This window comes from Fibrivirga algicola (genome assembly GCF_011742925.1).
Taxonomy (GTDB): Bacteria; Bacteroidota; Bacteroidia; order Cytophagales; family Spirosomataceae; genus Fibrella; species Fibrella algicola.
The window spans coordinates 773,944-785,584 of record NZ_WAEL01000001.1 but is presented as its reverse complement, the minus strand read 5'-3'; the positions used below and the strand labels follow the sequence as shown (position 1 = coordinate 785,584).

9 protein-coding genes are annotated in these 11,641 nt (G+C 54.9%); 4 read left to right on the top strand and 5 right to left on the bottom strand.

Annotation, left to right across the window (positions count from 1 at the left end; all coding sequences use genetic code 11):
* The first annotated feature begins 163 nt into the window (after nt 1–163).
* Together F7231_RS03170 and F7231_RS03165 are read left to right on the top strand one after the other, a co-directional pair.
* Complete coding sequence (locus F7231_RS03170; protein ID WP_374757368.1) at nt 164–1,072, top strand: sugar phosphate isomerase/epimerase family protein; 909 nt, start codon at nt 164–166, stop codon at nt 1,070–1,072.
* 14 nt (nt 1,073–1,086) lie between these two features.
* A complete protein-coding gene (locus tag F7231_RS03165; protein WP_085414728.1) occupies nt 1,087–2,415 on the top strand; it encodes a Gfo/Idh/MocA family protein in 1,329 nt (442 codons plus the stop codon).
* Between the two features lie 62 nt (nt 2,416–2,477).
* Here F7231_RS03165 and F7231_RS03160 read toward each other — a convergent pair whose 3' ends face one another.
* Together F7231_RS03160 and F7231_RS03155 are read right to left on the bottom strand one after the other, a co-directional pair.
* Nucleotides 2,478–3,098, bottom strand: a complete 621-nt coding sequence (locus F7231_RS03160) for an N-(5'-phosphoribosyl)anthranilate isomerase (RefSeq protein WP_166690861.1) — start codon at nt 3,096–3,098, stop codon at nt 2,478–2,480.
* An 80-nt stretch (nt 3,099–3,178) separates the two neighbouring features.
* Nucleotides 3,179–4,045 (bottom strand): tetratricopeptide repeat protein, encoded by an 867-nt coding sequence (locus F7231_RS03155; protein ID WP_166690860.1) that lies wholly within the window; start codon nt 4,043–4,045, stop codon nt 3,179–3,181.
* A 179-nt stretch (nt 4,046–4,224) separates the two neighbouring features.
* On the opposite strand from F7231_RS03155, the gene F7231_RS03150 reads away from it, so the two are divergent.
* Nucleotides 4,225–6,384: a glycoside hydrolase family 20 zincin-like fold domain-containing protein gene (locus F7231_RS03150; RefSeq protein ID WP_166690859.1), complete on the top strand. Its 2,160-nt coding sequence runs from the start codon at nt 4,225–4,227 to the stop codon at nt 6,382–6,384.
* A 131-nt stretch (nt 6,385–6,515) separates the two neighbouring features.
* Here the strand turns inward: F7231_RS03150 and F7231_RS03145 are convergent, their stop codons facing one another.
* Nucleotides 6,516–8,393, bottom strand: coding sequence for a beta-N-acetylhexosaminidase (locus F7231_RS03145; RefSeq protein WP_166690858.1), 1,878 nt, complete (start codon nt 8,391–8,393; stop codon nt 6,516–6,518).
* Nucleotides 8,394–8,575: 182 nt separating this feature from the next.
* Between F7231_RS03145 and F7231_RS03140 the strand changes: the two genes are divergently transcribed.
* A complete protein-coding gene (locus F7231_RS03140; protein ID WP_166690857.1) occupies nt 8,576–9,049 on the top strand; it encodes a hypothetical protein in 474 nt (157 codons plus the stop codon).
* A gap of 49 nt (nt 9,050–9,098) precedes the next feature.
* Here F7231_RS03140 and F7231_RS03135 read toward each other — a convergent pair whose 3' ends face one another.
* Complete coding sequence (locus F7231_RS03135; RefSeq protein WP_166690856.1) at nt 9,099–10,619, bottom strand: aldehyde dehydrogenase (NADP(+)); 1,521 nt, start codon at nt 10,617–10,619, stop codon at nt 9,099–9,101.
* A 90-nt stretch (nt 10,620–10,709) separates the two neighbouring features.
* Nucleotides 10,710–11,552: a fumarylacetoacetate hydrolase family protein gene (locus F7231_RS03130; RefSeq protein ID WP_166690855.1), complete on the bottom strand. Its 843-nt coding sequence runs from the start codon at nt 11,550–11,552 to the stop codon at nt 10,710–10,712.
* Nucleotides 11,553–11,641 lie beyond the last annotated feature (89 nt).

The following is an 11,641-nucleotide window of genomic DNA, read 5'->3' as shown; positions in this document are numbered from 1 at the left end:
TGACCGGTTTTTGTTTTTTATCGATAACTGCTGTTCTAGTAGAAAGCCAAACGTCGATACTTTGGCTGTCATGAAGCAACAGCTATTATCAATACTGCTAAACCGTCAGCGGTCTGACAACCGCGCGGCCCACGCTCTCCCTGACAGGGCGGAGCAGCTGGGAATAAATCGCCGGCAATTTATGCAGGCCGCTGGAGCCTCCGCACTTGTGCTGGCTGCTGGCGCTGAAAGTTTGGCGGGCGAATTTCCACCAAAATCCGGCCTGCAAATTGCCTACTCGGCTATTACCTGGGGCGGGAATGATGCACAGGCAATCACCGATATCTCCTCAACCGGTTTTAAAGGCATTCAGCTTCGCGCCAACGCGTTCGGTCCCTACCGGACCAAGCCATCCGAGCTGAAGGCAATGCTGGATCAGCATGGTTTACAACTGGCCATGTTTTCGAGTGGCAACGTAGAAATAGACCCCGCTAAGTTTCAAAGCACCATCGATCAGCACGTGGCCCACGCCAGTTTTGTGAAGGCGCTGGGCGGATCGGCTATTCAACTCACCAATTCGGTTCGGCCAAAAGATCGGCTCCCAACTACAGACGAGTTGAAGCGGCTGGCAACCGTCATGAACGAGATCGGCAAACAAACAGCTGATCTGGGCGTACAGGCGGTGTACCATAACCACATGCACCAGCTTGGCGAAACACCCGCTGAGGTAGAGGTGATTGTGCAGGCGATGAACCCCAAATTCATCCGGCTACTGCTCGATATCGCTCACTTCCAGCAGGGTGGCGGCCAGCCCGAAAAGGCGGTCATTCAATACAAGGATATCATCCACTCGCTCCACTTGAAAGACACCATGTCGCCCCTACCCGACCGGCCCGGCAATGCTTACAAGTTTGTGGAGTTAGGCCGGGGTAACGTGAACGTACCTGCGGTATTTAAGGCACTGAAAACGATTAAGTTCAACGGTTGGGGGATCGTCGAACTGGATGGCATTCCCGATCCGGGTCGTACTGCCCTGCAGTGCGCCCAGACGAACAAAGAATACATTACTCAAACTCTGAAATTCCCCATTTAAACTTGCAATTGCTTATGCATAATAGACGTGAATTTTTAAAAACATCTGCTCTCGCAGGTTTGGGCATGAGTTTCTCTGCCAGCAGCTACGGCCGCATCATCGGTTCGAACGAACGGGTACGGGTAGGCGTAATCGGCTTCTCAGACCGGTTTCGTCAGTCACTTGCACCAGCTTTCTCTGATCACGCCAAAGAGATGAACTTCTCATTCGTGGGCGTTTCTGACCTTTGGAATCGCCGTCGCGACGAGGCCAAGTCATTCCTGACGGGTAAAGGCTGGGCCGATGCCAATAATTTCGCTATGTGCCGCAACAACGATGAACTCCTCGACCGGAAAGACATCGACGCAGTAATCATCAGTACGGCCGATTTCCAGCACGCTATCCACTGCGCCGATGCGGTAGAATCTGGCCGCGACGTATACGTTGAAAAACCATTCGCCGAATCGATGGAAGACGCACGCAAAGCGCTGAAAGCCGTTGAGAAATCGAAAAAGATTGTGCAGGTTGGTTCGCAGCGCCGGTCAGCTCCCAATTACCACGCCGCCAACGACTTTATCAAGTCAGGCAAATTTGGCGACGTCTCGATGGTTGAAATGACCTGGAACGTGAACCAGCCCGGTCGTTGGCGCCGGCCTAAACTGGTATCTGAGATCCGGCAGGAAGATACCGACTGGAAGCGCTACTTACTGAACCGGCCCGCCGAAGCCTGGGACCCACGCAAATACCTCGAATACCGGTTATTCTATCCCTATTCGTCAGGTATTCCTGGCCAGTGGATGTCGCACCAGATCGATACCGTTCACTGGTTCAGCGGGCTGGATCACCCCCGTTCGGTGGTGGCCAACGGCGGCGTATACGTCTGGAAAGATGGCCGCGTTAACCCCGATACGTTTACGGCGGTATTCGATTACGGTCCGGACAATGACAAAACCAAGGGTTTCCAGGTGATGTACTCGTCGCGGATGCACAACGAGGCGGGCGGCACCAAGGAATACTACTACTCGAACGGTGGTATGATCAACCTCGACACGAACAAGATCACAGCGGAAGGGGGGTTGAAAGCTGGCGCAGCCCGCGAGATGGGCATGCAGCCCAACCTGCTGGCCGAGCAGACTCTGGCGCAGGGCCCAAAGATCGAAACCAGCGCCAATACGGGCGGTGATCAGATGACCTCGCTGCACATGCGGAACTGGATGGAGTGCGTACGCAGCCGGAAAGAACCAAATGCACCAGCCCGCGTAGGCTTCAACCACTCGGTAGCCAACATCATGGCCACCAAGGCATTACACACCGGAAAGCGCGTTACCTGGGATGCAGGTAAAAGCGATATCGTAGTCGTGTAGTCAGTCTCAAGTGCTTCGCTCACAACCAGAGGGGAATTGAGCGAAGTACCTGACACCTGAAGCTACTCTACTTCAATCACTTCCAGAATATCCATGAGCGCCCCGAAGTCACGGCTTCCGGGGCGTTCTTCATTTCCACCGGTCAGGGCAATACCAGCAACGGGCAACTCGGCCAGGAGGGCCTGAATGGTACTGGCCTCAAAGCCAATACCGAGCAATACCGAGTGGCGGCTGGCTACCTGCAATAAAGCCGTTTTCAGAGCCTCATCGAGATGGATAATCGACTGACTTTCCAACAGCAGGTAATCAATACCCGGCAATGACGTGTTGGCTACGGCGTCGAGTTGTTCCAGCGATGTCTTGGTCAGGTCAACGCGCAGCATCAGGGGTTTACCAAGCGTACTGAGGTATGGCAACAGGGCTACTTCGTCGACCTGCAACACATCGGGCTGGTAATCGGCTAGTAGTTGTTCAATCTGTTCGGGATCAACGCTATTGGTTTCGCCTACGATGTGCACACCGGCAACCCAACCCCGAATCTCGCTGAATCGGGCCGGTTCGATGTAATCCGGGCTGGTGGTATCCATCGAAAAACCAAGCAGGTCAACGCCCATGCCAGCGCAGTAACGAGCATCGCTGAGGTTTGTTACGTTCGATATCTTAACAGTTGTTTGAAGGGCCATACGTACCGGAGCTAACTTATTTTTGGAGGGGCGAAAGTAGCACACATGGCCTACTCTTCAGTTAATTCTACGTTCGAAAGTTAGGAACCCGCCTGCGCCCGTTTTAGAATACTGCCCAGAAAACTACCCGCAAAGGTCAATCCCATGGCCCCATACAGGCTGAACAGTTCAACTTCCCGGTCCACGCTCGACTCAGACGGGCCCACCACATACATATAGCCCATCCAGATAAGCACCGCTTGGAGTATAGCCAATGCCCACCCTTTACGCGGTTCGGCAAAGCCAATGGCCCCCGCTGAAAACGCCGCCAGCAGGTAGGGCCAGTGAATGACGGAACTCTCTTTAATAACATACAAAAGCAGTAGCGCATTGGCCATCGTACAGGCGGCGTTGATCAGGAAAGAGCGGTTGGCAAAGCCAGTTTTTGCCGCCTGAGACGTACCCGGCACCGCCTGAACCGCAGCGACCACCGACTCGGCTTTGGCGAGATCACGCGCGGCCTCTTCGGACTGCCCTGTTCGCTGCCGCGTAAGCCCGCGCCACTGGTAGGCATCGGCCGTTGCTCCGTGAAAAACGGCTTTGTCAAAATCCTGAAAAGCAGCCGTATAATCGCCTGACTGGTAGTGAATCTGGCCAGTTTCCAGATGTAGATCGGCAATAGTATCATCGTAACTCTTGCCCGTTTCCAGATCGTGCAGAGCGGCTTTACTGTCACCAAGTACACGGTAAATGCGGGCGCGGTAGAGGTAGGCAACGCCAAGTTTAGGTTGTGCCTGTATCGCCTGGTTGAAGTATGCCAGTGCCGCCGCAAACTGATCGGCCTGGTACAAATCGATGCCTTCGCGCAGTTGGTCAGCTTGTTTTTCAGCCGTGCTGCGCTGATCCGCGTACTTCCGTAAATAGATAATATAGCCTACAAACGTGGCTATGGTCAGTAGCTCAATCATACAAACTGATAACTCCGCTCCGGCGTATTTTGTGCCAGCCAACCGGGATATAGGCCACTAGTAGCGGCTTCCACAACCGACACACAGGAGACCCACCTGTATCCTGCCTTTTCATCTACACTGCCAACTCCCTATGATGCCACACCGGCGGGCGGACCAATTAACTTATTGCTTCCACTATGCGCTTCTGCCTGTTCACCCTCCTGCTCGGCATCTGCCTGACCAGCACCGCCCAACGCGTCATGATTCAATCTGCCGATCAATCGTTGCAAACCAACTACGCAGTAACACAACTGAAGAAAGCCTTAATCGCCCGAAAGTATATACTCAGTGAGTCAAAGGGAAAAGCAGCTTTTCTCATTCGATTGGCACCGGATTCACCCGCGCTCGGTCCCGAAGCGTATACACTTAACCGGCAGCAAAACGAATTGACAATTACCGGCGGCGATCCGCGTGGCAGACTCTATGGCTGTCTTTCACTGGTCGAGGCGCTGCAAAATGGCCAGTCACTGCAGCAGATCAAGCCCCAGACCGAACGACCACATCTGGCTCTACGGGCTATCAAATTCGATCTCCCTTGGGACACCTACCGCCACAGCTACGCGCTTGACCTTCACTACGCTACCTGCCGGGATACGTTGTACTGGCAGGCATTTCTGGATATGATGGTCGCCAACCGGTTCAACGCCCTTAGTCTGTGGAACCTGCATCCGTACACGTTTATGATCAGGCCAACGAATTTTCCGGCAGCTACACCGTTCAACGACCAGCAACTGGCCGAGTGGCAAACCCTGTTCCGGCGCATTTTCCAGATGGCTAACGAACGCGCCATTGACACGTACCTGATCCCTTTTAATATTTTCACCAGCCCCGAATTCTCGAAAGCCTACAACGTCAACCCGGCTGTCAATAACCTCGAGCATCGCCACTTTGTCGATGGAGACACTTCGGCGATTGTCAAGCGCTACACGCGGGAATGTGTAACGCAGGTACTCAACGAATACCCCGAACTAACCGGTTTTGGCCTGACCCTGGGCGAAGGAATGGGTGGCATGACGCCCCAAAAACGCGAAGACTGGATGACGGCCACCATTATTGACGGCATGCGGCTGGCAAATCGAAAAACAAAGCTGATTCACCGCATCCCGTTCTCCAGCACCACGGGATCGCTGGGCGTTACCAGTATTGAAACCGAAAAGCTGACCCGAAAATCACTGGAACGCGAGGGGTCTTTACCGTTTATCGAAGGGCCTGTCTGGGCGGATTTGAAATACAACTGGTCGCACGCTCATTCGACGCCGACGCTGGTAAAAGTGCATGGCGGCAAGCTATACGATACGTATTTCAAGCCTACGCCAACCGCTTATAAAGTTACCTGGACGGCCCGGAACGAGGATTTCTTCTGCCTTCGCTGGGGCGTACCCAGTTTCGTACGTGCACACATAGCGGCCAATAGTCAGGCCTACGTAGGCGGCTATTTCCTCGGCTCGGAAACGTACATTCCGGCTACCGATTACTTCACTACTCCCGGTAGCCCGGTCGACTGGCGCTATGCGTTTGAGCGGCAATGGCTGTTTTATAAACTGTGGGGCCGGTTGCTGTACAATCCGGGTACGCCAGACACGGTGTTTCAGGCTGAATTTGTACGGCGCTACGGTCCATCGGCCAACCGCCTCCTCGACGCCTATGCACTGGCGTCATCGACTCCGCTACGCCTGGCCTCGGCCTTCGACTTCACCTGGGATTTTTCCCTCTACAGCGAAGGCATGATGGCGCACGATGCCGATAAAAATGTAGCGTATATCTCGGTTAATCAGCTAATCACACAGCCCACGCTTGACCCCGATTACGTATCGGTGAGCGACTATGTGAAGGCCACAGCGGCGGGCAGCTCAGTTAGCTCGGCGAAAGTTACGCCGCCCCTACTGGCGACCAAGCTGGAAACCGATTGCCGGAAAGCCCTCGCGCTGGTTCAATCCATCAGTACGTCGGCCAACCGATCGTTGCAGTACGAAGTCGCCGATGTGCGGGTGTGGTCGTATCTGGGGTTGCACCTGGCCGAAAAGCTACGCGGTGCCGTTGCGTTACAAACCTATCGCACCACGGGCGATGAAGCCATGAAGCAACGCGCCGTTCAGCACCTGAAGGCCGCCCTGCGACACTGGGACGATGTTGTGGCCATCACTCGACCGCTTTACAACGACATGCCGCTTGTACACCTCAGCGAACAGAAAGGCGGCACACCGGCCCAGAACGACAAACTTCGGTTTCACTGGGCAATGCTGCGCCCCGCCGTAGCTCAGGACGTAGCCATTGCTGAGCAGGCGCGGGCTAAGTAAACGTCTCATAGGATCACTATCTCAACTTGCCAAACCATTGACCGGAAACTGCCCCTACCAGCTATAAAGAAGGCTCAGGTACGTCAACAACGTACCTGAGCCTTCTTTACGGTAGACAAGCTTACGTACCCTTACTTAGGTGCCCGCTTCACCAGTTCGTCGCGTTTGAGTGTTAGTTGCCGACCGGCGGGTTTTCCGTTGCGATAGGTGATCACACGCAGGGTAACGTTCCCTTCCGGAATGAGCAGTGGTTGGGTATAACGCGGACTAAACCGGCCGGGCATTGTGTCGTCGATCGAGTAGTAGATCTCAGTCCCGGGCAGTTCGGTATCGAGCATAGCGGTTAACTTATTATCGGCCATGGCTACGGTTACAATGGGATCGTAGGCCGCCCGCGAGTAACTGATGTCGGCTTGCTCGGCACGTTCCATCTGCGCCTCGAGCCGGGGCACGAAACCGGCCCAATCGCGACGGTTGCGGGGTGTCCAGAACACTTCAGACAAGGCCCATACGCGCGGAAACGACATGTATTCGGCATAGCTCATGGTCGGAATCTGCTCGGTCCAGAGGTTGCCCTGCGCTCCCAAAATCCGGGTTGAATCAATGCCATCGGGTACCGGCTCGAAGTTATAGCACGTTTTCAGCCGAAGACTGGCGTAGATCCGGGGTTCCAGCGTCGGGTCACTCTGCATGTAGTCAAGGTAAGCGAACGTGGTGGGCGACATCACGACGTCGTGGCCGTTTTTGGCCGCTTCGATGCCGCCTTTCATGCCGCGCCAGCTCATTACCGTAGCGCTGGGCGACACGCCGCCCTCCAGAATTTCGTCCCAGCCCATGAATTTCTTTCCCTTGGCGTTAATGATCTTCTCCACGCGTTTCATGAAGTAGCCCTGCAACTCCTCTACTTTCTGCATGCCTTCTTTCTTCATCAGCGCCTGGCAACCGGGGTCTTTCGCCCAGTAACCGTGGTAACACTCGTCGCCGCCGGCGTGAATGTATTGCCCTGGAAACAACGCGGCAACTTCGCCAAAGACCTTATCCAGAAACGTATACACAGCCTCGTCAGACGGATTCAGCGTATTATCGACCAGCATCTTGAACGTGCCATCACCGTACCACTCCGAGAATTGGGTGCCGGGATTTACCCGGGCTGAGGTGTCTTTAGTGCACGACAGTTCGGGGTAGGCCGCCAGGATAGCCATACTGTGGCCAGGTACGTCTATTTCGGGAACAATGGTAATGTTGCGCGCCTGCGCGTACCGAACTACCTCGCGAATCTCATCCTGGGTATAAAAGCCTCCGTAGGTAGCCGCTTCGCCCGGTTTAGGGTTAGGTCGTTCGCCAAAATGCCCATCGCGCGGCACACGCCAGGCCCCCACGCTGGTGAGCCGGGGCAATGATTTTATTTCGATACGCCAGCCGTTGTCATCAGTCAGGTGCCAGTGGAAGGTATTAATCTTCAACTGCGCCAGCTGGTCGATGTAGCGCATCACGTCGGCCTTCGGGAAGAAAGACCGGCTCACGTCGAGCATCACGCCGCGCCAGCCGAAGCGGGGGTAATCGACGATCTGAACAGCAGGTACGTTCAGGGTTAGCTGGGTACGTGTCTGCGGCACCAGTTGCAGCAATGTCTGCGCCCCGTAAAACAACCCCGCCGACGCATTGGCCGTAATAACAACCCCTCTAGAACTGCTGGTTAGCCGGTACCCTTCGCGGCCAAGGCGGGCATCGGGTGTGGCTGTCAGCACCAGCGCAATGGCATTGGCCGGGGCGGCAGACGCGGCTTTACTCGGTAGTGATAAGCCGGTTTGGCCGGCCAGTTGCTGTGCCACCAGAGCAGCGAGGGTCGCCGATTCGGGCTTACTGTAGGTAATGGTCGTGGCTTTTGTCAGCGCAAAATGACCAGGCTGGGTTTGCACCGATACCGGCTGTGGAATGAGGTTAACAGGCTGCTGAGCATAAGCACCCGAAGCCACCAATAAGCAGGCAAACAGGAATAGGAAACGCATGAAGCTTGGGTTTAGGTGCGCATTGTTGTTCGCAGGGAACGCTACGCAAGTTAACAAAAAGCGATGCAGGGGCTATTCCCTACTAGTGAGCTACTAATCAGCATCAAAATTAATGAAACTGCTTTCCAACCTTTCGCGGGGCTACCTGCACTTTGTCCTGAACGTTAAATCAAACCAACGCCATGACCAGACTCCTATTTTCCCTCTGCTTTATGCTGATCACCCTGTTGTCAGCCTGTACTAAAACGACCGTTGATCCTGCGGCACCAACCGAAACGGCGCAAGCACGACAGGCACGCCAATGGCTGACAGCCCAGCCCAAATGGGTGGTTGCCAAAGCCAGTCAAAACAACAGCGTATATTACGAACGCGGTGTTCAGCAGGTTGGCGAAGTCGATATGGAAGTGGAATGGCTCCGGTTTCTGACCGATAACCGGTTTGAGGTGCAGCTACTGGGTGAGGCTAAACCCCAGGCCCTGTTTTACAAGATCGATAATACAACCAACGACCTGATTGTGTCGGAAACGGCTGACTTTAAAAAGCCGCTAAACTGGGCTACTAAAATCGACAACATTCGCGAAAAGAGCGTTGACCTCTTTATTCGGGAAGGTAGCGACGATCTGGTAACGCTTACTCTTGTGCCACAAACGAATTAGGTAACATAGACTTCAGTCGGGGACACTCAGTCCCCGACTGAAGTCTATGTTACAATGCTGACACCAACGTACCTGGCAGGGCTGATTCAGGGAATGCCTGGAAGCAGATGGGCCGGGTAAACCGGTAGATGGCTGTGGTGCCGACAGAGGTACTGCGGCTATCGGTGGTAGCGGGGAACGGGCCGCCGTGCACCATCGCGTGATTCACTTCAACGCCCGTCGGGAAGCCGTTGAAGACTAACCGACCGACCTTCATACTTAGCACGTCGATCAGATCGGCGTAGTCGGACAGATCGGCTTCGGTGCCGTGGATGGTGGCGGTCAGGTGGCCGTGCAGGCTACGGGCAAACGCCATAATCTCGGCTTTCGACTCGGCCACGATCCCCACCGTCGACGGGCCAAACACTTCCTCGGCCAGTTCGGGGTATTTCATGGCGCTGGCAACGGTGGTCATCAGCAGGTGCGGCTGAACGTCATCGCCTGTCCAGCCAGCCGAAGCTGTCGTATCGGCAATGGCGCGCAGGCGGGTGATGCCCTGCTGGTAGGCCTGCTTGATTCCGGCGGTCAGCATCGCGCCACAGTTGGTTGCCGCCAACTGGCGATCGAGTTCGTCCGTGAAATCAGTTTGGCCACTTCCTACAACGAAAAGTCCCGGATTGGTACAGAACTGACCAACACCCTGCGTTACTGATGCCGCAAACCCCGTAGCAAGGGCTGCTTTATTCTCGGCGAGGGCACCCGGCAAAAAGAAGACGGGGTTTGTACTACCCATTTCGGCATAAACAGGAATAGGCTCAGGCCGACGCACCGCTAGATCATACAGGGCTTTCCCACCCCGATATGAGCCCGTAAAGCCAACCGCTTTGATGAGCGGATGCTGTACGAGGGCTTCTCCAACGCGATGGGTTGCTCCCTGAATCAGTGAAAATACACCGGCAGGCAAGCCTGTTTTTTCCAGCGCCCTATTAATGGCACGTCCTACCAGTTCGCAGGTAGCTGGGTGGGCGGGGTGCGCCTTGAACACCACCGGGCAACCCGCCGCCAGCGCAGAAGCCGTGTCGCCACCCGCTACCGAAAAGGCCAGCGGGAAGTTACTCGCTCCGAACACCGCGACTGGCCCCAGGGCAATCTGCATCTGGTGCAGCATGGCTGGCTCGCCGTTAGCCTGTTTCACCGCCTGCAGCGGACTACTGATCGGATTAATCCAGGCGTCGCTGCGAATAAAATCGGCAAACAAACGCAGTTGTCCCACCGTGCGGCCCCGTTCGCCTTCGAGGCGGGGCACCGGCAGGGCTGATTCCTGCGCAGCGGTATCGATCAACTGCGAACCCAGCGCTAGAATTTCTTCGGCAATGGCTTCCAGAAAAGCGGCGCGTTGGGCACCACTTGTTTTCCGGTATGTCCAGAATGCTTCGTCGGCCAGCTTAACGGCCTGGTCTATTTCGGCGGCAGTGGCTTCATAAAACACCGTCTCCATTGGTTGGTTGTTGTGCGGCGTATACGCCTGAAATTGCTCTAAACCCTCCCATGATGGCTCACCACCGATCCATTGTTTTCCAGTCAGTTGCATGATATTATATTAATGAAGCGCCAGCTTCGATGGTTATTGTAGCGATTTTCTACCGAAGCACCAGCGGTAACGCCCGGTTCAGCCCTACAGTTATTCAACCCAGTTCGTTAAGGCACCAATGCCCTCGATGGTGATGGTGATTCGATCGTCTGATTGAAGCGTAAAGGTATTAGGTGGAACAATACCCGTACCCGTCATCAGAAAAACACCATCGGGAAAACTGCACTCGCGAAACAGAAACGATACCAATTCGGTGTGGCTACGCTTCATCTGATTGATCTGGATGCTTTGCGAAAAGGCCACCTCACCTGCCCGTTCAATGACCAAACTGATCAGCGTTTCGGGCGCAATTGGCTGACCGGGTACGTAGAGGCAGGGACCAAGACTGGCACAACGGTCGTAGCTCTTTGCCTGCGGCAGGTACAGCGGGTTTTCACCTTCAATACTCCGCGAACTCATGTCGTTGCCAGCCGTGTAGCCAACGATCTTGCCCGACGAGGTAATAAACAGCGTCAATTCAGGTTCGGGTACGTCCCAGGTCGAGTCTTTCCGAATTCGGACCGAATCGTTGGTACCTACCGTGCGCCGGGCCGATGCTTTGAAAAACAGTTCGGGCCGCTCGGCATCGTATACTTTATCGTAAAAAGTATCGCCTCCCGCTACTTTCGACTCGTCCATCCGGGCATCGCGGCTGCGCAGGTACGTTACCCCCGACGCCCACACTTCCTGACTCTGAATGGGCGGCAGGATAGGCTGTATGGTGGTCAGCCAGTCGGCGTTTTTCAGTACGGCATCGTCACTGTTGAAATCGGCAGTTGCGTCGTCAAATAACGTATCCCGGTTGATGTAAGCGTCCCAATCGGTTGACTTGATCTGTTTAAACTGCCCTTCTGATTCAAGGACGATGCCGTTGGCGGTGCGGTATATTCTCATAGCTATTGTAAGGGTACTCCGTAAAACGGGTTCACTGGCAAAGGTCAGACGCAATACTGACATACTCAGAGGGTGCTCGTGATTTTAAC